At 47.1% G+C, this 24,616-nt stretch carries 29 protein-coding genes; 13 read left to right on the top strand and 16 right to left on the bottom strand.

From position 1 onward, the window contains the following. Positions 1-49: 49 nt before the first annotated feature. The gene (locus tag QUB33_RS24290; protein WP_333355435.1) at positions 50-940 is read right to left on the bottom strand and encodes a hypothetical protein; all 891 of its coding nucleotides are present in this window, start codon (positions 938-940) and stop codon (positions 50-52) included. A gap of 462 nt (positions 941-1,402) precedes the next feature. Between QUB33_RS24290 and pgl the strand changes: the two genes are divergently transcribed. From pgl to QUB33_RS24260, 6 genes are all read left to right on the top strand, one after another. Further along, positions 1,403-2,122, top strand: a complete 720-nt coding sequence (gene pgl / locus QUB33_RS24285; protein WP_333355432.1) for a 6-phosphogluconolactonase — start codon at positions 1,403-1,405, stop codon at positions 2,120-2,122. 206 nt (positions 2,123-2,328) lie between these two features. After that, entirely contained in the window at positions 2,329-3,120 is a 792-nt protein-coding gene (locus tag QUB33_RS24280; RefSeq protein WP_333355428.1) for an FHA domain-containing protein, read from the top strand. A gap of 82 nt (positions 3,121-3,202) precedes the next feature. Continuing rightward, positions 3,203-3,694, top strand: coding sequence for an FHA domain-containing protein (locus QUB33_RS24275; RefSeq protein WP_333355424.1), 492 nt, complete (start codon positions 3,203-3,205; stop codon positions 3,692-3,694). Between the two features lie 55 nt (positions 3,695-3,749). Continuing rightward, complete coding sequence (locus QUB33_RS24270) at positions 3,750-4,487, top strand: PRC-barrel domain-containing protein (protein WP_333355421.1); 738 nt, start codon at positions 3,750-3,752, stop codon at positions 4,485-4,487. A gap of 169 nt (positions 4,488-4,656) precedes the next feature. Further along, positions 4,657-5,217, top strand: a complete 561-nt coding sequence (locus QUB33_RS24265; RefSeq protein ID WP_333355418.1) for a hypothetical protein — start codon at positions 4,657-4,659, stop codon at positions 5,215-5,217. Next, the gene (locus QUB33_RS24260; protein ID WP_333355415.1) at positions 5,214-5,666 is read left to right on the top strand and encodes an FHA domain-containing protein; all 453 of its coding nucleotides are present in this window, start codon (positions 5,214-5,216) and stop codon (positions 5,664-5,666) included. Before QUB33_RS24265 ends, QUB33_RS24260 begins: the two co-directional genes overlap by 4 nt. Positions 5,667-5,807: 141 nt before the next feature. Here QUB33_RS24260 and QUB33_RS24255 read toward each other — a convergent pair whose 3' ends face one another. Next, on the bottom strand, positions 5,808-6,386 hold the full coding sequence (locus tag QUB33_RS24255; protein ID WP_333355412.1) for a DUF1997 domain-containing protein: 579 nt from the start codon (positions 6,384-6,386) through the stop codon (positions 5,808-5,810). A 208-nt stretch (positions 6,387-6,594) separates the two neighbouring features. Between QUB33_RS24255 and pheA the strand changes: the two genes are divergently transcribed. Together pheA and QUB33_RS24245 are read left to right on the top strand one after the other, a co-directional pair. Further along, positions 6,595-7,521 carry a prephenate dehydratase gene (gene pheA, locus QUB33_RS24250; RefSeq protein WP_333355409.1) on the top strand — a complete coding sequence of 309 codons (927 nt, stop codon included), beginning with the start codon at positions 6,595-6,597 and terminating at the stop codon, positions 7,519-7,521. A gap of 34 nt (positions 7,522-7,555) precedes the next feature. Next, the gene (locus QUB33_RS24245) at positions 7,556-8,197 is read left to right on the top strand and encodes a pentapeptide repeat-containing protein (RefSeq protein ID WP_333355406.1); all 642 of its coding nucleotides are present in this window, start codon (positions 7,556-7,558) and stop codon (positions 8,195-8,197) included. Positions 8,198-8,233: 36 nt separating this feature from the next. Here QUB33_RS24245 and QUB33_RS24240 read toward each other — a convergent pair whose 3' ends face one another. Then, positions 8,234-9,166, bottom strand: a complete 933-nt coding sequence (locus tag QUB33_RS24240; protein WP_333355403.1) for a PspA/IM30 family protein — start codon at positions 9,164-9,166, stop codon at positions 8,234-8,236. A 215-nt stretch (positions 9,167-9,381) separates the two neighbouring features. Further along, positions 9,382-10,023 (bottom strand): LON peptidase substrate-binding domain-containing protein, encoded by a 642-nt coding sequence (locus tag QUB33_RS24235; RefSeq protein ID WP_006632192.1) that lies wholly within the window; start codon positions 10,021-10,023, stop codon positions 9,382-9,384. Between the two features lie 529 nt (positions 10,024-10,552). Between QUB33_RS24235 and QUB33_RS24230 the strand changes: the two genes are divergently transcribed. Together QUB33_RS24230 and QUB33_RS24225 are read left to right on the top strand one after the other, a co-directional pair. Then, positions 10,553-11,089: a helix-turn-helix domain-containing protein gene (locus QUB33_RS24230; protein ID WP_333355400.1), complete on the top strand. Its 537-nt coding sequence runs from the start codon at positions 10,553-10,555 to the stop codon at positions 11,087-11,089. A gap of 154 nt (positions 11,090-11,243) precedes the next feature. Then, entirely contained in the window at positions 11,244-11,798 is a 555-nt protein-coding gene (locus QUB33_RS24225; RefSeq protein WP_333355395.1) for a transposase, read from the top strand. Between the two features lie 109 nt (positions 11,799-11,907). Here QUB33_RS24225 and rpsJ read toward each other — a convergent pair whose 3' ends face one another. The 5 genes from rpsJ to rpsL form a co-directional block, all read right to left on the bottom strand. Next, on the bottom strand, positions 11,908-12,225 hold the full coding sequence (rpsJ, locus tag QUB33_RS24220) for a 30S ribosomal protein S10 (protein ID WP_006632193.1): 318 nt from the start codon (positions 12,223-12,225) through the stop codon (positions 11,908-11,910). 182 nt (positions 12,226-12,407) lie between these two features. After that, positions 12,408-13,637 carry an elongation factor Tu gene (gene tuf / locus QUB33_RS24215; protein WP_190660866.1) on the bottom strand — a complete coding sequence of 410 codons (1,230 nt, stop codon included), beginning with the start codon at positions 13,635-13,637 and terminating at the stop codon, positions 12,408-12,410. Positions 13,638-13,739: 102 nt separating this feature from the next. Further along, the gene (gene fusA, locus QUB33_RS24210; RefSeq protein WP_190660864.1) at positions 13,740-15,812 is read right to left on the bottom strand and encodes an elongation factor G; all 2,073 of its coding nucleotides are present in this window, start codon (positions 15,810-15,812) and stop codon (positions 13,740-13,742) included. 330 nt (positions 15,813-16,142) lie between these two features. Beyond that, positions 16,143-16,613, bottom strand: a complete 471-nt coding sequence (rpsG, locus tag QUB33_RS24205; protein ID WP_006632196.1) for a 30S ribosomal protein S7 — start codon at positions 16,611-16,613, stop codon at positions 16,143-16,145. Positions 16,614-16,758: 145 nt separating this feature from the next. Further along, positions 16,759-17,139: a 30S ribosomal protein S12 gene (rpsL, locus tag QUB33_RS24200; protein ID WP_006632197.1), complete on the bottom strand. Its 381-nt coding sequence runs from the start codon at positions 17,137-17,139 to the stop codon at positions 16,759-16,761. Positions 17,140-17,224: 85 nt separating this feature from the next. Between rpsL and QUB33_RS24195 the strand changes: the two genes are divergently transcribed. The 3 genes from QUB33_RS24195 to QUB33_RS24185 all read left to right on the top strand — a co-directional run bounded on the left by QUB33_RS24195 (position 17,225) and on the right by QUB33_RS24185 (position 18,853). Then, the gene (locus QUB33_RS24195) at positions 17,225-17,377 is read left to right on the top strand and encodes a hypothetical protein (protein WP_333355392.1); all 153 of its coding nucleotides are present in this window, start codon (positions 17,225-17,227) and stop codon (positions 17,375-17,377) included. A 213-nt stretch (positions 17,378-17,590) separates the two neighbouring features. Then, positions 17,591-17,794 (top strand): hypothetical protein, encoded by a 204-nt coding sequence (locus QUB33_RS24190; protein WP_015174049.1) that lies wholly within the window; start codon positions 17,591-17,593, stop codon positions 17,792-17,794. Positions 17,795-18,001: 207 nt separating this feature from the next. After that, positions 18,002-18,853, top strand: a complete 852-nt coding sequence (locus tag QUB33_RS24185; protein WP_333355389.1) for an Npun_R2479 family HD domain-containing metalloprotein — start codon at positions 18,002-18,004, stop codon at positions 18,851-18,853. Between the two features lie 244 nt (positions 18,854-19,097). Here QUB33_RS24185 and QUB33_RS24180 read toward each other — a convergent pair whose 3' ends face one another. The 7 genes from QUB33_RS24180 to QUB33_RS24150 all read right to left on the bottom strand — a co-directional run bounded on the left by QUB33_RS24180 (position 19,098) and on the right by QUB33_RS24150 (position 24,518). Beyond that, entirely contained in the window at positions 19,098-19,613 is a 516-nt protein-coding gene (locus tag QUB33_RS24180; protein WP_333355385.1) for a transcriptional repressor, read from the bottom strand. A 220-nt stretch (positions 19,614-19,833) separates the two neighbouring features. Further along, positions 19,834-20,040 (bottom strand): hypothetical protein, encoded by a 207-nt coding sequence (locus tag QUB33_RS24175; RefSeq protein ID WP_333355381.1) that lies wholly within the window; start codon positions 20,038-20,040, stop codon positions 19,834-19,836. A gap of 58 nt (positions 20,041-20,098) precedes the next feature. Next, entirely contained in the window at positions 20,099-20,635 is a 537-nt protein-coding gene (locus QUB33_RS24170) for a hypothetical protein (protein ID WP_333355438.1), read from the bottom strand. 549 nt (positions 20,636-21,184) lie between these two features. Continuing rightward, positions 21,185-21,922: a response regulator transcription factor gene (locus QUB33_RS24165; RefSeq protein ID WP_039886887.1), complete on the bottom strand. Its 738-nt coding sequence runs from the start codon at positions 21,920-21,922 to the stop codon at positions 21,185-21,187. A 595-nt stretch (positions 21,923-22,517) separates the two neighbouring features. Continuing rightward, the gene (locus QUB33_RS24160) at positions 22,518-23,480 is read right to left on the bottom strand and encodes an FTR1 family protein (protein WP_333355378.1); all 963 of its coding nucleotides are present in this window, start codon (positions 23,478-23,480) and stop codon (positions 22,518-22,520) included. Positions 23,481-23,574: 94 nt separating this feature from the next. Next, positions 23,575-24,009, bottom strand: a complete 435-nt coding sequence (locus tag QUB33_RS24155; RefSeq protein WP_333355375.1) for a ferritin-like domain-containing protein — start codon at positions 24,007-24,009, stop codon at positions 23,575-23,577. A gap of 116 nt (positions 24,010-24,125) precedes the next feature. Further along, complete coding sequence (locus QUB33_RS24150; RefSeq protein WP_333355372.1) at positions 24,126-24,518, bottom strand: hypothetical protein; 393 nt, start codon at positions 24,516-24,518, stop codon at positions 24,126-24,128. Positions 24,519-24,616 lie beyond the last annotated feature (98 nt).

Below are 24,616 nucleotides of genomic sequence, written 5' to 3'. Positions count from 1 at the left end.
GCTTTTATCAACAAGGTATGCGGGCTGCAACCCTTATTCGGTCTATCTCCTAGACCTCTTTGTCACCCCCCCAGGTTGGAGACACAAGTGGGGGAAGTGCTGTGGGAACACTCACAGGATTTGCTCCAGCTTGAGCTTTAGCGGTCTTTGGGAGCAAATTTGTCGCATTTACTGCTGCCGGATCGGAAGCCGGTCGATCGAGCAATGTAGCCGAGTCTGCTGTTTTTTCACCCTCCGCCACCGTTGCCGAAGTGTTAGCAACGACGTATTTTTTCATAGCTGCTTGCAGCGGACTCAAAGGCAGAGAATTGTCGTTTTTTTTATCTGAATTAGCATCACTCGACGCCTGCGATAAAGTTGCTGTCGCGGTACCCCCAGACTCAGGCTGGATCGTTTTTATTCCGGCAGTCAGTCTCCCACTGCCAGATAAACTCAACGCTGATGTTGCGTTTGAACTTGGCAAGCTGGAATTTTGAGGGTTATTGTTTCCCGCCTCGACAGCAGGATTTGCTAAATTTGGCACAGGCAAAAATTCACTGCTTCCTACCCGCTTGGGGGCCGAAGATGGCTGAGGAGTTTCTAAGCCCCGATCTCGAAGTTCGTCGAATAAACCTTTGCTTTTTACTACTGATGAATTTAACAAGTTCACTTCAGAAGCAGTAGAGCCATTAAACTGATTGACTAGCACTGGTAAGCTGTCGATTTCAGCCGCAATGGCGGTATCTTCAGCAGATAGCCCCGATAGCGAAGCTGGAGAGTTTGAGGCTGGTACTTCTTCGCCATCTATGCTTAACCTTTCTGGATTTACAGATACCTCCCAGATAAATAACCCCCCTGCACAGAGCACGGCTAGGGGAGCCCAAACCGCTGGTTGGGTCCAGTGGCGCAACCGCGCTATTAGATAGCGGGCAGATGTAGGAAATCGCTTAATAATTGACATAGTTTTGCTTCCATCCGATCGTGCGGATTTAAAACTATTTTTCCTAGTCTACCACATCAATCTTGATTATTTTTGCTATGCCGGGGTAAGTGCGATCGGGAGGATCTCGGTTTGGCTTTTACTGTCGGTGTGCGATCGTCCGGCTCGCTATATTTATAGACTTTGCTGTGCGGGACGGATCGGACTCCCAAAAAACGCTTTTTACTTTCTGCAGAGATGCTCCGAGTACGCTCAAACTTTTGATTGAAAGTTGCGAAAGCTCAATGCAACGGGTGAAAATCCACAAAGCACTTGTAGAAATATGTCTTGCTTTCCTCAAATCAAAAGGCATAAGATGATAAAATGTTATGCGATGCGGTGCCAGGTCTGCCGGGTATGTCAGGAGATCGACCTCAAACCAAAATGTCAAGGTAAAATTGGCAATTGCTGAGAATAACACCTAAGGAAGTTGAGAGGAAATTAATGAAAAAAGTAGTTGAAGTATTAGCAAATCGGGAACAACTAATAGATCGATCGCTGGAGATTGTGCTGTCGAAAATCTCAGAAGCCATAGCAGAACGCGGACTTTGTACGATCGCCGCAGCGGGCGGAAGCACACCGGAACCGCTCTACAGAGCGATCGCAGCCCAAGACCTGCCCTGGGACAAAATTCACGTTTTCTGGGGGGACGAACGCTACGTTCCCCCAGAACACCCAGACAGCAATCAAAAAATGGCGCGCCTCGCGTGGCTCGATCGAGTGAATATCCCCGCCAGCAACATCCACCCCATGCCCACAGGCGCCGGCGACCCCGCAGCCGACGCTGCGGCGCACCAAACCGAATTACAGCAGTTCTTCAAAGTATCCGAGGGCGAGTTTCCTGCCTTCGACATCATTTTATTGGGCATAGGAGACGACGCCCACACAGCCTCTCTATTTCCCGGCACAGCAGCCTTGGAAGTCCGGGATGCCCTAGTAACTGTCGGCAACAAAGACGGTCAACCCCGCATTACCTTTACAGTCCCCTTAATCAACCGGGCCCGGTGCGTCATCTTCATGGTCGCAGGAGCCAGCAAACAACCCGCCCTAGCTCAAATTTTTGCCCCCGCAGCCGACGAAATGACCTATCCAGCCAGATTCGTTCAACCAGAGGGCGAACTTTGGTGGCTGCTCGATGCGGCGGCTGGCGAAGCAGTAAAATAGCCGACAGAGCCGCAAGCGTGCCAACACAGTCAGCATTATCACTAACTCAATCTTGCCCATCACAGCTAACGTCACGGCGTCAGCTCACTTGCTAGTATTAGCGAAGCAATATAAGAATTGTGGCGGTTAAAGTTAAAATTTGACCATATACACGAGTATTTTTATGAGGCTGATTTGAAAATCTGGCCGATAGCAAGGAGAAATCGATGATTGTCTGTCCCAATTGCAATCACCAGAACCCGGACGGGGCCAGCCAGTGTGAGGCTTGCTACACGCCTTTACCTGTTACCGCAATTTGCTCGAACTGCGGTGCAGCAGTTCAGACAGATGCAGCATTTTGCGGCCAGTGTGGCTTTAACTTGCGTCCGGGTTCCATAGTTCCAGAAGTTGAGGTGACCGTACCGTCCACCTCGCCTGTAGGCCCCACAGTGGTATCGTCACCGGCGCCGGATTTAGTCCCACCCGATCCCCTGATGGCAATGGAACCTCTAGTTACCCTGAATAAGGGGCTCAACTTGGAAAAAACTCCCGCCAGCATTCCGACGATTCCCGATCCCCCGCCATCGCCCTCGGTTCCTGTTACAACTGAATCGGTGGCAACACCAGTAAATATCTCTCCTACGGTTCCGGGCCCACAGCCACCAGGTGTAGCTAAAACTCAACTGCAACAGCAGTCGGCCCGCCTGCTACACGTTCAGACAAATACGCCGATGGAATTGCCTCACAGTCTGTCTGTGGTTCACATAGGCAAGCCAAATGACTTAGTACCGCCGGATATTGATGTTTCGGGATTTGCTAATTCTGAGATAGTTTCTCGGGTACACGCAAATCTCCGGGTGGAGGGAGATGCTTGCTACCTAGAAGATGTAGGCAGTTCCAACGGCACTTACGTCAACAATACTCCGCTACCCAAGGGAAACCGCCACCGGTTGCGACCGGGAGACCGCATCTCTCTGGGCAAAGGAGACCTGGTTACCTTTTTATTTCAAATCTCTTAGAGCGAGTTTGGATTTGGCGATCGAAAGTCTAAAATCTAAAATCGCATCTTGAGGCGCTCTACCAAAACTCAATGCTGCCAATGTGATTAAGCTGACCTTGCTACATCCACTCCAGTCTATACCCGTCCGCAGTTGGATCTTTGAAGACGAGCAGGTCGTCCGGATCGGGCGCTCGACCGAAAACCACGTCGTTCTTTTTAGCGCTGTGGTTTCTCGTCGCCACATCGAATTGCGGCGCAGCGGCATAACTTGGGAACTGATCAATTTAGGTACCAACGGCACTTACCTCGATGGTAAGCCGATCGCTAAGGTTCCCATTGTGGACGGTCTGATCGTTCACTTGGCTCGCTCAGGTCCGAAAATTCAAATCAACGTAGGCCCGAATCAGTCCTCAGTCCAGTTAGGACAAATTAGCGTCAAGCCAAGGGAGGCTAAGGAAATTCACGCTCCCTCGGGCGGCGTGCAAATTAGCACGATTCCTGTTCCCGACCAAAAAGAAGTTGGCACTTCCAGGGAAGAGGAGGAGTTAACCCAGGCAGATAATAATCGCCATTATTCGGAAGAAGAATATTAAATCGGCTTCTTTGGACGATCGACATTTTTCAAAGGCGGCACTCAGGAGTTTATTTATGAGTACATCACCACAGATTGTTAGGCGCAGCGAACTGCTCAACAGGCGCACGATCGACCGCAGAACGGCGGAAGAGGTCGGTAGGGTAGATCGGGTTTGGCTCGATGCTCACTCCCAGCGGGCGATCGGCTTTACTTGCAAGTCGGGACTTTTGGGCAGCAAAAAAACTTGGTTCGCTTGGGCGCAAGTTGATACGGTGGGGGAAAATGTTTTTGTCACCATTAACCCGGAACTGCCGGAATTGCATCAGCCGGAACAAGCTGTTTGTCCGATCGGGCTGGAGGTGCTCACGGACGCTGGGAATAAGGCAGGTGCAGTAGTTGACTACTTATTTGATGCCCGGACGGGTTCAGTTACCCACTACCTATTTAAATCCAGTGGCTGGCGTGGCGTTTTAGACGACATTTACCTGTTACCTGTGGCAGCTATTTCGACCATCGGCAGCAAGCGGGCGATCGTCTCTGAAGCTGCTGTATCGGAGCCAGTGCAGTACGCGGAGGGACTGCACAAAAAAGTCGGTCTGGTAGCAGAGTTTTTACACGAAGATTTCGACAGAACTCTCAAAAATGTGGCAGGCGTGAAGCGGGGCGCTCAAAGTCTGGCGGAAAAATTCCAAGATAAAGCTCTCGAAGTCAGGGATGTAGCTCAAGAAAAAGTTGCAGAGTTGAAGCGGCAAAGACAAGAATCTGTCCCGCCAGAACCCAAGCCGGAGCCACCTGAGTCAGATTTGAGCTGAAGTTTGGCCTTCCCGCTCGCCGGGCGACTAATTGCCGATCGCATTTTGGAGCGGCGCGCGCGAGGAAGGTCGATCGGTATTTTCGCTATGAGAGATTGATGTGTTGTCGCTCAAAATTCCAGTGCTGCTCAAAGCATTGTATTTTAAAGGTATCGCATCAATAAGGAAAATGTTAGCAACTCAAAAAGACCTATGCTGTTTGATACAACCAACAAGTATTTTATCTAGAGCCCCCAGCATTAATAATTGGTTAACTTCTTTCTTTACAAACAGCGATTCCTCGATCGTTGACTGTCGCCCGATCGAGAACTCGAATCTGCGCTGCAACCAGCGCGGGTCTGAGTTAAATTCTCTGGTTCGTCAGCGGGAAAAGGGTGATTTGGTCGATCGAATTGAGCGGCTCACCCCTGCGAAAAATCGCTCCCTCCCAGACCGCATTAATCAAGCGGTTAAGACCGCTGTCAATCACTGGGACGTTCACCCGATTAATAACATCGTGTTTGGTTGTTACCGAGGACAGCAAAAATTTGCGCCTGCGCCAAAAGCTAACCATCAAAAGTTTGTTCAAATGCCTCAAGCAGCCAAAAGTTCAACTTTTACGGCAGACCGAGGGAATCATGGCGCACTGACTACGCCTTTAAAAATCAAATTTTTTGCAGTTTTCTGCCAAAAAATCTCTCTGGAAGTATCCCCGTTTCTGTCTGGCGGTGGAGTGTCAAAACATCAGTGATTACCTTAACTCTTTTACATCCTATCCAGTCTGTCGCGGTTCAAACTTGGTGTTTTGAATCAGAACCGGTGGTTCGGATCGGTCGATCGAACGACAATGATGTAATTATTTACAGCGCTGTAGTTTCCCGCCACCATGTAGAGCTGTGGAATCACGCCAATGGCTGGGAAATTATTAATTTTGGTGCTAACGGCACTTATGTAGATGATAGACCGATCGCTCAGGTGTCAGTTGTGGACGGGATGACAATTCGCTTGGGCAACTCCGGGCCAAAAATCAGGATTGGGGTGGCCGCCACGAATCAACCGGGCAAAATAATCAAGCCACCGCAGCAGGAGCTCCGTCAAAAGGAGGAAGTTTCAAAAAACAGGTCAACTGCTTGGCCTGGGGGCGTGGGAATCATCGAAGACGATGAACATGGGGGGCTGACTCAAATCGATCTTGACTGACAGGCAGCTATCTATCCGTGCGGGCTAGTTCAAACAAAGCTCCAGGTACCCAATTCGAGCGTCTAACTAATATTCTGGTAAGTGACCTGATTTGTGGCTAACTATCCCTATACATTAATTAACACCTTCTCTAGTAGGATTTCACCCTTCTAAAGATAAGATTGGGGGGATCTCGATCGATGTTAGCTCACTTTCGCTGCTTGCCCAGCGGCGGTAATCTAAGAGCAACTGGTGCATCAACCGCTGTTTGACGCTCAGCAGTACGCTCTTGAGCAAAGCATTCCCCGTTGCTTCTAAAATTGGTTTGGGCGTCAGCCAAAACGGCGGCGGTAATTCTACTTGCACTTCCAAATCCGCTTTTCCCTTCAAGTATGCTACCCCGCTGCTTTGGTGTACACAAAGCTTTCCTTTGAGATTGAGAGCAAAGCGATCGTTGATATAACCCACGCCGCGAATTTCGCAGGCGACGGACTCCAAATTGATTGTGCCATCCGGCTCAGCCCACACCCTCATGTCTACTGTAGGTTGAATGCTCAGCATCATAAATTGTAACGGTCGCATTTTCAGGCGGAAACAGTCATCGCTTAGCTGTTCTGTGCGACTTTGATCGACAAGGGCGTTCACCAGTCGCCTCGGCTGGCGCAGATAATGTTGAATGGGAACCCGTTCCTCTGGTACGGCGATCTCAACGGATTGGGAAGAATTAAAGCGGGTATACATGAGAAAATATCAAAATATAGGATTCCTAAGCATATCTTAATAAACTATCACCTTTTTTAAGGTGACATAAGTCGCGTACTAAGTCGCGAACCCAGCAATGTCATCCGAGAAATCACTGATAAAAGCTTTCGGGACATCGCTAATTTTTCATCATACTTCCTAGCTGATGAGAGTAAAGCAAACATTTGTAACCTAAAATTGCCTCTAAATGAAAATTTCGATCGCACATCTCGGCCCTGTTGGTACAAATGCAGAAACAGCGGCTCTAGCTTATGTTAATTGGTTGAGCCAAAAAACTAACTTGGAAAGCACCCTGTGTCCTTATTCCACCATTTCCCAAGCGCTAGAGGCATCGGCCGTAGGGCAGGTTGACTATTCAGTTGTGCCCGTTGAAAATTCGATCGAAGGCAGCGTGACTGTCACCTTAGATACACTGTGGCGACTCGATCAACTCCGCATTCAACACGCCTTAGTTTTGCCAATTTCCCACGCCCTGGTGTCTAATGCTAAAAATTTTAACGAGATTCACAAAGTTTACTCTCATCCGCAAGCGCTAGCTCAGTGTCAGGTATGGTTGGGGCAGTTTATTCCCTCAGCTCAATTAATTCCGGCAAATTCTACCACGGAAGCATTGCAATATCTGGAAGATAGAAATGTAGCAGCGATATCTTCGCCAAGAGCTGCTGAACTTTACCATTTGCCAGTGTTAGCTCAACCCATTAATGATTATCCCGATAATTACACTCGATTTTGGGTACTCAGCAGGAGTTTTGGAGAAATCGCCAACGTAGAACCAGGGGAGGGATCATCCCTTAAATCCATTACACAATCTGCTTCTAAGTTGATCCTCGATGCTTCAGCGTCTAATTGCACCCATACCTCACTAGCTTTTAGCGTACCTGCCAATATGCCAGGAGCACTGGTAAAACCTTTGCAAGTATTTGCCAGTCGCGGTATTAATTTAAGTCGGATTGAATCTAGACCGACTAAAAGATCGCTCGGAGAATATATTTTCTTTATGGACGTTGAGGCTAACGCCTGCGAAGCATTTGTGCGATCGGCACTCGAAGAATTAAAAAATCATACAGAAACTTTAAAATTATTTGGTTGCTACAATGTACTGTCAGTAGTATAATTTATTTTTAAGTAAAACTTAGGAGGCTGGTGAGATGAATGCTGATGAACTTCTCAAGCGATACGCAGCCGGAGAAAGAAATTTTCATGAAACCAATTTGAAAGAAGCTTCTTTGCGAGAAGCTTTCCTAATTCATATTAATCTAGCCTGTGCGAATCTCAAGGAAATAAATTTTGCCCTGGCAAACTTAAGGGGGGCAAACTTAATAGGTGCCAAGCTCAAGAATGCCTGTCTGGTGATGACCAACCTAAATGGAGCTAACCTGAGCGGAGCCGATCTAACTTTCGCAAGATTAACAGGAGCTGATTTGATTGAAGCAAACTTAGAAAACGCCAACTTGAGCGACACCAAAATGATTGGTGTTAATTTGAGTGGAGCAAACTTGGAAAAAGCGAACTTGATGGAAGCAAACCTCCTAGATGCTTGCTTGGACAATACAAACCTCGAAGAAGCAAATTTAAGCGAGGCTAAACTGCGGGCAGCGAGTCTGAGAAGAGCCAACTTGAGAAACGCTTTTTTGTGTGAAAGTAACCTTGAGGGCGCAGATTTGAGAGAAGCTGATTTGACCGGTGCTAATTTGAGCGGGGCATTTTTATGCGGAGCTAATCTGGAAGGAGCTAAGCTAGATGAGGCAAATTTAAGTGGGGCAATACATTTTTGCGTCAGACAAGTTTGAGATCGCGCAATAATATATAACCGCAGAATCCGACAACTAAGGACTAAAAAATATATTATTGACTTGGCTGAAAGTGAAGTCTATTTGCTGCTGTACCTTAGCAAAATGAAGCTGCATCTTGAGGATTTCTTTCTTGGAATTAGCTTGAGCAATCTTACTTTCCAAAGCCAGCAAGTTGCGGTTGAGATTTTCTACTCGCACAGTTTGGTAGTCTAAGTCAATTTTTAGTTCTGCGGCCCGATCGACTTGAACCTGCTTGCGAACCACGGCGAGGCGGACTGAATTTTCATCCTGTGTCTGAAGAGCTAGCAAAGCTCGTTGCTGCCACTGGTTGGCTTGCGATTCAGCTTGATTGTACAGCCACTGAATCCGCAGTTGGGCGGAAATCGCAGTGCCAACAGCCTGACGCAGTTCTTTGAGAGGTTCCTGAATTTCTAAGATTAATAGTTCCCAAAGATTCATCAGTTCGCTGGTAAATTCTTCGCGTTCTACAGAGGCTACCAGTGCTTCTAAGAGCAACAAATTTGGTTGCATTTGCTGCGTAACTGTCTCAAATATTAACTGCGCTTCGGACATTTGCCGATCGTAATTTTTTTCTGAGACTGCACCGGATGAGTGCTTTAATATTTTTTCAGCGCTATCTACCTTAGCTTCGGAATCTGAATTTGAAGCTACAAAGGCCTGTAATTTTTCCCGGGCGATCGAATTCAGCCTTTGTCGAAGCAAATCACAGGCCGCCCGCTGCACTGGCCCTGTTTCGCTTTGACAAATGTTGATGACTATTTTTAAGCCGGCATCGCCGTAATTCAATGTCTCTCTGAGGGCGGCGATTCGATGTTCGCTGACAGAACTAGACAGCCGATGTTTAACTCCTGCTAGTCCGCCGAGCACTACACCGCCCACAGGAGGTGGCAGTTGACCGCCTCTAACTGCATCGTATGGTTTCGGTTGGTCGTGATTGTCTAACACAAGTTACTGCTATAAGGAACCTATCCGAACCTGTTTGAAGTTAAGAATTAAACAGATACCAGTTCCAAAAAAGAATAGAACTGCAGGCAATCTCCCAACTCTTAGTTCATAACTCATTCCCAATCGAAAATCGCAAATCGAAAATGGTATGATTTGTGTGTAATTATTTCTTCAATGCAGGTCAAACCGATCGTGCTTTTTCCTAGGCAAATTGGCTACTTGAGGGTATCTTTAAGTACAGTCCTCGCTGCCAAGTGATTGCGAGTAGAAGTCAAAATTTCGGTTTCGCGTTCCAATCTCGCAGCAGTATCTTGCAATTCTAAAAGAGTTTGCTGTTCTGTCGCTGCCCCGTAAAGGTAGCTGGCTACCCAGTAGGACAATTCTGTAGGCAAACTGGGAATGTCTTCGGGCAGGTCGATCGGCTGATCCATCAATTTGCTGGAGAGGCGAACTACATCTCTCAGCAGTTGTTCGACATCTTTTCCCAAAGGTCTGAGGTCTTTTTGCGGCGGTTCGTCTTCAATCCATTCTACTAGACCGACTAAATACGGTTTTTCCCGAACTGCGTCGAGCACTCGGAACCGCTGCTGGCCGAGGGTCATAATTTTCATGCGATCGTCGGGCAGGCGTTGGCAGTGAATCACTTCGGCGCAACAGCCAACGGCAGAGACTTTGTTTTGGTTGGGGTCCCACATGAGTACACCGAAACGCCTATCGCCCTCCAGAATCGTATTCATCATGATTCGATAGCGAAACTCGAAGATTTGCAGCGGTAGCGGTCTACCTGGAAATAGAACCACTTCCGGCAACGGAAATAAGGGGAGTTCGCGAACTGCTACAGAGGAAGAGGATGCCATTGTCGCTCAAAAGTGACGGTACTTGCGCTTATTTTTCTTACTTTAACTGATTAAAGGCAATTCCGGGGCAGGAGCGATTGGGCTTTTGCGACGCGGATTTGAGCCAGCGAGCGCGATCGCCCGTGCTGGCAGCTTGACAAAGGCGTTATTTCGTCAAAATGTTAAATATACCTTTTTGCTAAACTCAGTGCTGCGGAAGGCGATGATAGCGACTGCTAAAGGAGGGTTTTTGTAGTGAGCCCCCCTTAATTAAGAATAATTATTTAAGTTCGTGCCGGAGCAGAAATTATTGCTGATTAATAACTAATAACTCATATAGCAACTGCCAAGACGGTTAGGACGTTGTTAATGGCTGAAACGATTGATTTTCTTCCTTCTTCCTTCTTCCTTCTTCCTTCTTCCTTCTGCTATAACTAATGACTAGACCAGGGTGGCAGAAATAAGTGACCAGTAAAAAAGAGGACAAAAAGGGATAAAGTGAGGGTGCGAGCATCAGCCGTAGAAAAGTCACTTAAGCCTTGGACAATCAATGCCGAATCCTAAAGCTCAACCGATTATCCTGTCTAGTAGGCAACAAGCTCTGCTTGAACAGATAGCAAGCCGCACCACCAACTCCTATAACCTCGTGACAAGGACAAAGCTGATTTTAGGGGCAGCTAGAGGAGTGAACAATACAGCACTCAGTCAACAACTGCAATTACACCGAACGCGAGTCAGAATATGGCGACAGCGATGGCTAGAGGCTCAGGAGCAACTAACAAGTGCAGAAGCCGAGGCGGTGAGTGACAAACAGTTGAGGAAAATGATGGAGAACATCTTGAGCGATGTGCCTCGTCCAGGCACGCCCAAATTCTTCGGAGTGGAACAGGTAGTACAAATTGTCGCTCTAGCCTGTGAAGACCCCAAAAAATCCCAACGCCCAGTTAGCCATTGGACACCAACCGAGTTAGCTCAAGAAGCCAAAAAGCGAGGGATTGTGGAGAAGATTTCCCCACGCAGTGTGGGGCGTTTTTTAAAAGGAAGCTACTCTACAACCCCATCATCATCGATACTGGTTAAACGCTAATCCACAAGACCCAGTAGCTTTTAGAGCACAGGTCAAATACATCTGTTCTCTACATCTGAAGGCAAAAGAATTACTCGATAAAGGCATTCACTTGGTCAGTACCGATGAAAAGACAGGCATCCAAGCTTGAGCGTGGGCGTACCCGACTCAACCCATGAAGCTGGGAAGAGTAGAACGTATCGAATTTGAATATATTCGTCATGGAGTTGTCGCACTGATTGCCAACTGGCATATTGCCAAGGGTCAAGTAATTACGCCTACGGTTGGGACAACCCGTACAGAAGAAGATTTCTGTGAGCACATCAAAAAAACAATTGAAACTGACCCAGAAGCTGGATGGATTTTCCTAGTAGATCAACTCAATATTCATCAATCTGAATCTCTGGTACGTTTGGTTGCCCAACATTGTAAAATCCAGGGGGCTTTGGGGGTCAAAGGTGCATCAGGCATTCTCCAATCAATGGCAACACGAGCCGCTTTTTTATCGGATGAGAGTCACCGTATTCGCTTTGTCTATATTCCCAAACATACTTCCTGGCTCAATCAAATTGAGTGTTGGTTCTCGATTTTGGTGCGTCGGCTACTCAAACGCAGTAGTTTCACTTCTACTGAAAACCTCCAGCACCAGATTCTCGATTTTATTGACTATTTTAACCGCACTCTGGCTAAGCCTTTTGTTTGGAAGTTTGTCGGGTTTCCTGGCATCTGATTAAGCTGGTCACTTATTTATGCCAGCGTGGTCTAGGGAAATTTCAACAAAAAGAAGGAACAATTTATTTAATCTTTGTTCCTTCTTTCCGAGTTTTCGATAAGTCAATCTAAAGCTTGACTTCGATATCTACGCCTGCTGGCAAGTCCAGTTTCATCAAAGCGTCAATTGTTTTGGCCGATGGCTGGTGAATGTCGATAATCCGGCGGTGCGTGCGGGTTTCAAAGTGTTCGCGAGAATCTTTGTCTACGTGGGGCGATCGCAGCAAGCAGTAAATCCGCCGTTTTGTCGGTAGGGGAATCGGGCCGATCGCTGTGGCTGCTGTCCGATTTGCTGTATCTACAATCTTTTCGCAGGATGCGTCTAGAATTCGGCGATCGAAAGCTTTGAGGCGAATGCGAATTTTTTGCTGTTGAATTGTTGCCATTTTTTTTTCTTGAATTTTCGAGGTTCAGTTTGTTGTTTGTTGCCTGTTGTCTGTCGTCTATTTGCAGTTCTTTTCGGGCTAACTGCTAACTTCGGACTCATAACTAATGACTAATCACTAAATAGCAGAAAAGCCTGATTAAATTTGGTGGCTTTTCTGCTATTTAAGCTGTTATCGGATTCCTACTTGAGGATTTTGGAAACAACGCCGGCGCCGACGGTGCGTCCACCTTCGCGGATAGCGAAGCGCATTCCTTGTTCGATCGCGATCGGGTGAATCAGCTCAACAGTCATTTTGATCCGGTCACCGGGCATCACCATTTCTGCTTCACTACCGTCATCAGCGGTGAATTGTGCGATCGTGCCGGTCACGTCAGTGGTACGGACGTAGAATTGAGGGCGATATCCAGAGAAAAAGGGCGTGTGCCGGCCGCCTTCTTCCTTCTTGAGGATGTACACTTCTGATTCAAACTGAGTGTGAGGCATGATGCTTTTCGGCTTGGCAATCACCATTCCGCGTTCAATATCCGCCTTTAAAATCCCCCGCAGCAGTAGACCAACGTTGTCGCCGGCCAAACCTTCTTCCAGAGACTTGGTGAACATTTCCACACCAGTCACTGTAGTGCTGCGAGTATCCTTAAGACCCACCAATTCGACTGTTTCGCCGACTTTGATGGTTCCGCGCTCAATCCGACCAGTGGCGACCGTACCCCGACCAGTAATCGAGAATACGTCTTCAACTGCCATCAAGAAAGGCTTGTCAACTTCGCGTTCTGGGGTGGGGATGTAAGCATCTACTTCTTCCATCAGCTTGTAAATTTTGTCAACCCACTCATTTTCGCCCTTGACAGTCTTGGGATTAGCAAGCATCGCTTCGAGAGCTTTCAATCCCGAACCTGTGACGATGGGGATGTCATCGCCCGGAAAATCGTAAGAGCTCAAAAGTTCGCGAACTTCCAGTTCTACCAATTCCAACAGTTCAGCATCATCCACCATGTCTTCTTTGTTCAAGAACACAACCAAGCTGGGAACGCCAACTTGCTTTGCCAGCAGGATGTGTTCGCGAGTTTGAGGCATGGGGCCGTCTGCGGCTGATACCACTAAGATGCCACCGTCCATTTGAGCGGCACCGGTGATCATGTTTTTCACGTAGTCAGCGTGTCCGGGGCAATCTACGTGGGCATAGTGCCGACCTGTGGTTTCGTATTCGACGTGAGCAGTATTAATCGTAATACCCCGTGCTTTTTCTTCTGGCGCGGCGTCGATGTCGGCGTAGTTCTTAGCCTTTGCTTGACCTAGTGCAGAGAGAGTCATCGTAATCGCGGCGGTCAAAGTTGTTTTGCCGTGGTCAACGTGACCGATCGTGCCGATGTTTACGTGGGGTTTATTCCGTTCAAATTTTGCGCGTGCCATTCTCGATTTGTTCCTTGTTTCTTTTAGCGATTTTAGATTTTAACATTTTAGATTTTAGACTTTGGATTTCATCCAAAATCCAAAATCTAAAATTCAAAATCGTTAGTTACCTTTGTTCTTAGCGATGATGGCTTCAGCCACATTTCGCGGCACTTCTTCGTAATGGCTGAATTCCATTGTGAAGATGCCCCGACCTTGGGTTTTCGAGCGGATGTCAGTGGCGTAGCCAAACATTTCTGCTAGTGGAACTTTTACAGAAACTTTGGCAATTCCCTGATCCGTCTCTTGGCCCTCAATCTGACCCCGACGCGAGTTGAGGTCACCGATGATGTTCCCGATGTAATCTTCGGGAACTTCCACCTCTACTTTCATCATAGGCTCTAGCAGCACAGGCGAAGCCTTCATCACGGCTTCTTTGATCGCCATTGAGCCGGCGATCTTAAATGCCATTTCCGAAGAGTCTACGTCGTGGAAAGACCCGTCTACCATAGTAGCTTTGAGGTCGATCACGGGATATCCTGCTACAATACCCGATTCGCAGGCTTCTTTCATCCCTTGTTCGGCCGGGCCGATGTACTCTTTCGGTACAGTGCCGCCGACAATTTTGGAGACAAATTCAAAGCCGCTTCCGACTTCGGTAGGTTCTAGTTCGATCACGACGTGACCGTACTGACCTTTACCGCCGCTTTGGCGGATAAATTTACCTTCGGCGCGGACGGCTTTGCGAATGGTTTCGCGGTAGGCTACTTGCGGCTGACCCACGTTGGCTTCTACTTTGAATTCGCGCAGCATCCTGTCTACCAGGATTTCCAGGTGCAGTTCGCCCATGCCGGCGATGACTGTCTGGTTGGTTTCTGGGTCAACGTTGACTCGGAAGGTAGGGTCTTCTTCCGAGAGCGACTGGAGGGCTTTGGAGAGCTTCTCCATGTCTTGTTTGGTTTTGGGTTCGACAGCCACCGAGATGACTGGCTCTGGAATAAACAGAGATTCCAGAATCACTGGCGCTCCTTCTTCGCAGAGGGTGTCGCCGGTGAAGGTGTCTTTCAAACCCAAGGCTGCTCCCAAGTCTCCTGCCCGCAGTTCCTCAACTTCTATCCGATCGTCCGCTTTGAGTACAATTAGGCGAGAAACCCGCTCTTTTTTGTCTTTGGTGGAGTTCAGGACGTAGGTACCTTTTTTGAGGATACCGGAGTAGACGCGAACAAAGGTCAGGCGACCGTAGGGGTCAGCCATGATTTTGAATGCCAGGGCTGACAGGGGGGCGCTGTCATCTGCAAATCGTTCTGCTGTGTCGCCGTTGGGGAGGAGTCCTTGAATTGGGGGAACTTCCAAGGGCGACGGCAGGTAGTCGATCACTGCATCCAACAAAAGCTGAACGCCTTTGTTTTTGAACGCCGAACCGCACAACATGGGGACGATCGTCCCAGATATCGCGCCAGTCCGCAAAGCTGCACGAATTTCGTCTTCCGTTAACTCTTCGCCTTCAAGGTATTTCTCCGTAAGGGCGTCGTTGGTTTCTGCTACGGACTCGATCAGCTTGGTGCGGTATTCTACGGCTAGATCCTTTACTTCATCGGGGATTTCTACTTCCTCGATGTCGGTTCCCATGTCGTTGTTGTAGATATAGGCTTTCATTTGCACTAAGTCTACAATTCCCCGGAAGTTTTCTTCACTGCCGATCGGGATTTGGATGGGTACGGCGTTCGCTCTCATTCGATCGCGAATTTGGGCGTAGACTTTGTAGAAGTTTGCGCCCATCCGATCCATTTTGTTGACGAACACGATCCGCGGTACTTTGTACCGATCGGCTTGTCTCCAAACTGTTTCGGATTGCGGCTGCACTCCCCCTACCGAGCAGAACACTGCGATCACTCCGTCGAGCACTCGCATCGAGCGTTCGACTTCGATCGTGAAGTCTACGTGTCCGGGAGTGTCGATGATGTTGATTTTGTAATCTTTCCAACTGGTGGTGATAGCAGCGGCAGTAATCGTAATTCCCCGCTCCCGCTCTTGCTCCATCCAGTCAGTGACTGCTGTTCCCTCGTGCACTTCACCCATTTTGTGAACCATGCCTGAATAGAACAGAATTCTTTCAGTTGTTGTTGTTTTGCCCGCGTCGATGTGGGCTGCGATGCCGATGTTGCGAGTTTTTTCTAGCGGGACGGTACGTGCCACAGCTACCTCCTTAATCTTGTGTTGCTGTTATAATACTACTATACTACACAGTAACCCTATTTTGCACTCCCCAGCGACTTACAAAAGTCTCTGGAGCTTATTGTTACATTTTAATATTTTTTGCAAAATTTGTTTACAAAAATATTAAGGATGCGACATGGAGGATTGAGAGAGTGCGTGAATTTTGATTTTGGGAGTTTTGAGTTTGCTTCACGAATCGCAACTGCGCCAAGAGAAGCAATCTCAACACTCAACACTTACACTTTCCAATTTCTCACCCGATGCTTTTATACCGCACGATCGCGCTCTTCTCCATGCCCGATGTTGCCGTTAGTAGCGGTAGTGAGCAAAAGCCTTGTTAGCTTCAGCCATACGGTGAGTTTCTTCGCGCTTGCGAATAGCACTGCCTGTTTCGTTAGCTGCATCCATCAGTTCGTTGGCTAGCTTGGCGGCCATCGAGCGGCCGGTGCGGGCGCGGGCAAATCTGATCAGCCAGCGGAGGGCGAGGGTGGTACCGCGATCGGAGCGCACTTCCATCGGCACTTGGTAGGTGGCGCCACCTACCCGGCGGGCTTTGACTTCTACCAGGGGTGTCGCGTTTTTGACTGCTTTTTCAAACAAGTCTAACGGTTCAGCCCCTGTGCGTTCTTGGATGGTTTTGAGGGCGTCGTAGACGATGCTGGAGGCAACGGATTTTTTGCCGTGCTGCATGATCCGTCTCACCATCATGCTTACCAACCGGCTGTTGTAGGTTGGATCTGGTGGAACTGGACGTTTTTGAATAACTGTGCGGCGAGACATAGTTCTACTTGGGATTTTTGATTTTGAATGACTGAGTTTGGGGTTTTGGGCTCAGATCTCGATCTATGACGATCGAGCGTGCAATCGCTCGGCGCGATCGGATTTATTTTTGCTTCCCAACCTCGACGATCGGGCGAGCTGCGTGTTATTTTTTCTCTTTAGGACGCTTGGCCCCGTATTTGGAACGACCCTGCTTGCGGTCTTTCACCCCAGCGGTGTCTAATGTACCGCGAATGATGTGGTATCTAACTCCGGGCAAATCTTTTACCCGACCGCCCCGGATCATTACTACCGAGTGTTCTTGCAAGTTGTGACCGATCCCTGGGATGTAGGCTGTCACTTCAAAACCAGAGGTCAGCCGTACCCGAGCCACCTTCCGCAGCGCCGAGTTGGGTTTTTTCGGGGTGGTCGTGTACACTCTGGTGCAAACTCCGCGGCGCTGGGGGCAACTCTTGAGAGCTGGCGATTTGGTTTTTTTCTGCGTTTGTTCCCGTGCTGAACGGATGAGTTGCTGAATAGTGGGCATGAGTTACGGCATTTCTAGCTTTTTGCTGAATATAGTGATTTGGCTGCATCCGCACTGAAAGTCCCTTCCCCTCTGGGGGGACGGGATGAATGAAAATTTATGGGTAAGTGAGGATACCAGACTCTATATTCTACACGACGCGAGTTTCTTTGGCAAGAAATTTGCACGGCGGGCGATCGAACTTCTTTCGTTGCTGCAAGTTGGGAGGGGGCGAGCGCAACGGGAGAAGGGTATGTGACATCCTATAATTGAGGCGCAACTATGATGATTGTCACAGCCGTCAGCAAAATTTATGAAGCTCGCCATATCGCTTTTTCAATCAAATTACCATTGTTAGGAGAGGCGCACTAACTCCAGCCTGCGATCGCATCACAGTCTATAGCCGATCTACATCACATAAACTTATCTAAAATTGCCGCACAATAAGAAATATACATTGAGTTGACAGCAGATGACAACCAAAGCTTATATTCCTGAATATAAAATTTCCGAACTTTACTTGAACATTTGGAAATCCGGTAAGATCGATCGGACTGTGTTCCAACAAATTCAATACGCAATTAATTCTCACAGTTTAAAAAGTTCAGAGGAGCGAAAAATTGTCAGCAGGCTGCTCTATGCAGTACGGCGGGGATGGGTGTCAGTGATGGACTGAGTTACTTGGGAATTTTGAGTCAGGGCGCGAGATTGCTTAGTGACTCCCCGGGCGTAGCTGCGTCAATGAGTTTTGAGATTGCCACCCACAGAGCACAACACACACGGGGTGCATGAGTTGTGAGTTCAAATCTCATCCATAAAATTAGACTACTCCCCAATAGATGCAGCGTTCTTGAAAGGCAATATTAAGGTAAAAGGATAGGATATGTTTAATTCTACAGAACTGCTGATCGAGGCTTTCATCGAACAACTTCAGAACGGGTACAGCCGCACTTACGGAGGCTACAAATCAGACTATGCTGACATTATTGCCTGGGTGGGGGCAATGGCGTTAGAAAACATCGCCAACAGCGACGCTCTTTATCACAATGTAGAACACGCCATTTGCATTAGCTTAGTCGGTCAAGAAATCTTGCGGGGAAAACACATTCGCAAGGGCGGAGTTTCCTGCGAAGATTGGCTGCACTTCATCATTTCTTTGCTGTGCCAAGACATCGGATATGTCAAAGGAGTTTGCCGGCAAGACCAAGAATCAGAAGGATTGTATGCTACTGGAAAAGATGGCATGAGAATTGCACTTGCTCCCGGTGCAACAGCGGCTAGCTTAGCTCCTTACCGAGTTGACAGAGCTAAATTGTTCATTGACGAGCGCTTCGGCAACCACAAGCTAATTAATGCTGAGATAATTAAGCAGAACATAGAACAGACTCGTTTCTCGGTGCTTGACGGTAACACTGACGAGGATGCAGTTAATTACTCTAGTTTAGTGCGCGGTGCTGACTTGATAGGTCAGCTCAGCAACCCGCAATATTTGCAGAAAATTGGCGCGCTGTTTTACGAGTTGGAAGAAAGCGGTGCTACTAAACTTTTGGGCTATCGACATCCGGGCGACTTGCTGCAAAGCTACTCTAAGTTTTACTGGACAGGCATTTATCCTCACATCAGTGAATCTCTCGGTTACTTGCAGTTGACGCAGGAAGGTAAACAGATTGTTGCTAGTTTGTACGCTAACATATTTCGGATGGAACACCAACGTTGCGATTCTGAGGTTGCTTGACGGAAGGGGAAGGGAAGGTGGCAAGTTTTGAAGGTGTGAGATTGCTTTCCTAAAAACTGCTTCGCTAACATTTCTTGCAAGGCTATTAAGGGGAAGGGAAAGACGGCAAGTTTTGAATGCGTGAGATTGCTTTCCTAAGAATCACTTCACTAGCATTCCTTGCAACGCTATTGCCGTACCTGAGTTAAAGAGTTATCAATTACCAATTACCAATTCCCCATTACCGAAGTGTATTTCATCCAACTCAACTAATTTCCTCATCAATTTCTGAATGATATCTGGGACACAACCAATTGCTCGGCAGCAAAGAAGGCCATCCCTCTCGCAGCGCTTCCAAACAAACAGCACGCACAGTTAATTGACAGTCAAGCAGTTCGACACCCGCTTTTTCAACTTGCTTTTTGCCAATTTTTAAAATCGATTCATCGCTAAATTCAAAGGTTTTGTGACACTGAATGCAAACCAGATGATGGTGGTGGTGCAATTCCCGCAAATTCAGTTCGTAATGTTTGTGTCCTTCTGCTAATTCTAGTTCACGCAAAATTCCAATTCTTGCTAATAAATGCAGGGTTCGGTAGACAGTAGACAAGCCTATTCGTTCTCCTTTATTCTGCAAAGTCCTGTATAACTCTTCCGCACTTAAATGATTGCCTTGGGGCAGATTTTGAAAGACACTCAAAATAGTTTCTCGCTGGGGAGTCAGGCGGCAGCCTCTCTGGTTTAGTTCGACTTTGAGCGAGTTAGCGCTGTATAAATTCATGTCGCAAAAAATAAAAAAGTTGAACGAGGCTTCTAGTGGATTATCTGTTATTTATTCGCGCTCTTTTTTAGATTCTCCTAAAGTGTATTTCCCGTGAAAATCCATCTAATTCTAGACTTCCCCTTTAGTTAAGGGTAATCTGCTAGCCATCTACCCCCCTTGCTAAAAGTGGAACTGAAAAAGTAGTTTTCGGTATTTAGGCGTATTTTTTGTGAAGTTTCTAGTAATGTTGCTGATAAGCATTGGTAAAACAAGTCTGAGGGTCAAAGTCAGTGAAACCGATCGCATCTTCAGTACAAGCAACGCACGGGCGCACTGTAAATGTGAGGCGGTAGTCGTTAGTAAAAAAATCCCGATAACAAGGAATTGGATACAAGCGCTTGATTTGATGCGCTCCTTCTGGCAATGTTACGGACAGACTCCACAAAAATAATCAAAGTGGCGATACATAAATTTTAGAAAAAGACACTCATACGGTTATTGTCTCAAGGTTGACCGAAATCTGAACGGCGTTTGTAGGTAAAAAATAGGAATTGCACCATCGATGCTTTGGGTACCAACAAGAAGGTAGCGACACCCAGCAAAACTAGGCGGATGCCCAAGAGGGTGGTCATTTTGTCTGCGTCTTCCCATGTGTAGCCAAAGAAAGAAGTTCTTGCTTCGAGGGTTGCTGGCCCTTTGAGGGAGTGAAAGATGCCGCCGAAGCCGAGAAAGGCTGAGCTGATTAGGTGAATCGCCCTAACGGCGAAGTACGGATCGGTATCGACAATTTTGGCTCCCGCACCCCCGCCCAAGCCGAGTCTGGCTAGGTTTGGCAACAGGATTAAGCCTTGTTCGTACATGGGCAATTCTGGGTTAAAGCGGGAAAGCTCTAATAGGGTATAGGCTCCCGCCCAGAAGACGATGAGGCCGGCGCGGGCAAAGTGGGTACCGAGCAAAGGGTCCGAAAGGTTGATTAAGCGGGCGTTGCCGACCCACCAAGGAAATGATTTTCCTTCGGCTGGGAAGGATTTTTCTGCCATGCTGGTCACGGCCATTTACCTCTTGAGAAAGATGTCAGGGGAGTTTTAAGCCATTGGAGGTTATTGATATAGATAATCAACAATTTTAGTAGTTTCGTCAAGGGGTATTTGAGAAAAACTTTCACTGATTTGAGTTCAGGTATGTAAATCAGTAGGAAAAAACATCGCTATATCAAGATTCTGACTGTTTTTGGCCCTTGAGCGAAGTTTGGTCTCTCGTTAGCAAAAATAGCAGCTAAAGGAATACTTCTAAATTTATTGATAAATAATATTATTAAAGAGTATTATGGCTAGAGTATTGTTTAAGTAGCTATCCAATCCTCTCGGAAAAGACAAGGTGGAAAAAGAAATCCGGTACTTTCCTATGGACAAGCTTCTCTAAAAGTACGATTAGAGGGGGGTGCGCCATTGTTTTTTTCCGAATCAAGAGAGTTAATGCCTATTTGTTGACATATTCATCTCAAACTCCAAACAACCAAGCCTGAGAGCATTTGCTCTCAGGCTTTTCTAGCGGGATTTTTAACTGCTTGTTGGATTGGGCGCGCTAGCTCAAGCAGAGGATTTGGTTTCTTCAGCTACTTGCTCGTTGTTGGGCAACTCCAGGCAATAACCGGCCCCGTATACGGTTTTGATGTACCGAGGATGGCGGGGATCGGGTTCCATCTTGGTTCTCAGGTGTCTGATGTGTACACGAATAGTTTCGATGTCGTCGTCGGGGTCGTAACCCCACACTTCTTTGAGAATTTCGCTGGGAGAAACTGTCTGACCGTGGCGCTGAAGCAAGCAGTGCAGCAACTCAAACTCTAGGTGGGTCAGTTTGACTGTCTGAGCGTACCAAACAGCTTCAAACCTTTCGGGGACAAGGGTCAGCGGGCCGTAATTCAGAATTTCGGAGTGTTTGGCAGCTTGGGGGATGCGGTCTGTGCGCCTTAGTAGAGCTCGCACTCGGGCTAGCATCTCTTCTAGTTCAAAGGGTTTGGTCAGGTAGTCGTCGGCGCCGGAGTTGAAGCCTTCTACTTTGTCTTGAGTTTGACTTAAGGCTGTCAACATCAAGACGGGAATGTCTGAGGTGCGCTCGTCACGCCGCAAACGCTGACATACGGTGAATCCGTCTACTCTAGGCAGCATGAGGTCTAGCATGATCAGGTCGGGAAGCAGTTGTATGGCTAGTGCCTGACCTTTGATGCCGTCTTCTGCCTGGGTGACTTCATAGCCAGCCATTTCTAGGTTGACGGCTACGAGTTCGGCGATCGCCGCGTCATCATCAATAACAAGTATCCGGGGCATCATTATTTATCTCACCGCTAACCGAATGGCAGATCCTACAGCCTTCTGGGGGTTCCAGGTAACTTTAACGAACAATTTTTTAATTTTAAGCTTCATGTAAGGATTATAAGGTTGATTAAGAACTTTCGGGGCTCTGTAAATATTCTTGTACTAATTATAAGCCCTAAGAGCACATATCAGAAAACTGTTGACCAAAAATCTTGCTGCGGGCATATTTTTGGTCGGCAATAACAGCCTTAACTTTTGCAGGGTGCGCCTGGGGCTTCACAGCATCACCCTAACGTTAGTCGGCGTTTTGCATAACCCTGTCAACCGTTAACTGTAAATTTTTTAAGTTAGTTAATTTTGCTTATAAAATTTTTGTGTTTTTTGAGGGAGTAGAGCTTGCTTTGTTGGGGTATTGACGATATTATTAAATAATAATATAAGTATTTATAAAGTAAATAAACAATATTACAATTATTAATTTATCTCCTATAAAAGTCAAATAATCAATTCCGCAACCTGACAATTTTTGGTCAATTTTTTGTCTGTGGGGCTAATTGTTGTCTCGCCCTGGAATCAGCAAAACAACCGATAACAACCGCTTGCATACCTACTGAGGGCGAGTTTGCGATCGAGCTGGCTGAGTATTTTTGTTGGGAACAGTCGCCTTAGAGCTTAATTTTTGGAAATAAAGACCGCCGATGCTGGCTAAGAATATTGTGTAAGCCGCTGCTTGGACGAGATAAAGTCGATCTCTGTATCCAAACAGTGCTTTGAGAATCACTCCCGGAAATTGTCGATCGGGCAAAATTTCCGCTGCATTCCACACCATAGGCCCTAAAATACAAGAGTGGAGTGGTGCGAGGCGATCGTAATAAAAACAAATCGCTGCATACTTGCTATTCATCTGCGACAAAATCCCAGCGGCTTGGTCAAAATGTTTGAGTGCAGATACTGCCAAACCTGCTACGATTAACAGCAACAAAATCCCCATAAACTTGAAAAACAGGCGGATATCAATTTTGACACCCCACTTGAACAGTAGCGCGCCAATTATTGCCGCCCCAGTCAAACCGCCCAAAGCTCCCAAAGCGGGACTCAAACCTTGTTGAAACTGAGCGCTGACAAATATAACTGTTTCAAAACCTTCGCGCAGTACCGCAATAAAAATTAAGCCAAATACGCCCCAGCCGGCATGGCTATTTTCTGTCAAAGCTGCTGTAACTGCTCCTTCAACTTCTGCTTTGAGAAAGCGCGCTTGCTGAGTCATCCAAATTAGCATCCAGCTTAGCATTGCGATCGCCACAATGCCCAACACGCCCTCTAATAGCTGTTTAATTACTGGTGCGTAAGCCTGCTCTGATGTTGATAGTGCTGCCAGCAATCCATTGAATAGAACACCCACAAAACCGCTAGCAGCAATGCCGGCTGCGACACCTGCATAAACCCAAGAATTGAGGTGACTTTGCTCGGCTTTTTTGAGGTAAGCTAGTACAATTCCGACGACTAAGGCGGCTTCTACACCTTCGCGCAGGGTAATTACAAAAGTCGGTACCGCTTCGCTAAAATTCATTTTTTATAATCATAGGGCATGGGATGGGGCATGGGCATGGGGATTTGGTCATTGGTCATTGGAAATAACAACTTACCAATAACCAATGATTAAATCAACTATAATCCCGCAGCATTTTTTTCAATTCTACTTGGTGCAATTCTTCTTGCCCAATCAGATTGCGGGCATATTCTTCCAAATAAACGCTGGAGTTTGTCACAATTTCAAGTAAAGATTTATACTTTTTGAGCGCTTTTTTCTCGTGATTTAAACTTTCTTCCAATAAGTCTTTCACCGAGTGTTTGTAGGTTTCTTCGATGGGAGCAATTTTCTGACTGGGATGCCCCTCTAAACCGGTGAGAATTTCTCCTGCTTGTTGGGCGTGGAGTAGGGATTCCGTTGCTTGTGCTTTAAAAAACTGCACGATGGGAATCCGGTTTGGTCCTGTCACCATTAGTGAATAGTGGGTGTAGCGCACGACACCTGCTAGTTCCCATTCCATGATGGTGCATAGCAGTTCTTGGGTTTTTTTCTCGTCAAGTTCTTTCATTTGTTGTTTTAGATGTAGAATGCCTTAGAGGGAGCTGTTTATAATATCACATTTAAGTTAAAAATGAAAAGTAAGGTGCTGATGGCGCACTTTACCGAAGAGATGTGGTATGTGAGTTACGGGTTAACTTCTAAGGTTCCAGTAGGAGCAAACACTACAGTAAACTTAGCGGCTGGTGCTGCACTGTTGCTGCTAGTTTCGGAAGATTTGAGGAGATTTGGCAAAGGAGTTTCTGGGATGTAATCCTTGGCTAGTTGATTGAGAGGCTCGAAATTGCCGATCGCCCCATCTTGACTTGTACTGACTCGATACACTAGATTGCGATTGAACGTAGGGCTAGTTGGCCAACTTCGATCGATGCGATCGTAGACTTTCAGAGCTAGCTCATCTAGTTTTACGCTATCCGTAATTTCTGCTGTCTGATTTGTTCCATCCGCCGCCTGAACTTGCTGCTGGCCTGCTGGTACAGGTACAGCTTGGACATTCTTATCTGTAGCGCTACTCGCCATAGCCGTTTCAGTAGACGTATTAGAGTGTTCCAACGAAAAAATGATCCAAAATTTCACTCACTTCGACAAAAGATTTCAACGAACCATTTAGTCAAAGT

The organism is Microcoleus sp. B3-A4, assembly GCF_036705385.1.
Taxonomy (GTDB): domain Bacteria; phylum Cyanobacteriota; class Cyanobacteriia; order Cyanobacteriales; family Microcoleaceae; genus Microcoleus.
This window is presented reverse-complemented; position numbering and strand designations above follow the sequence as displayed.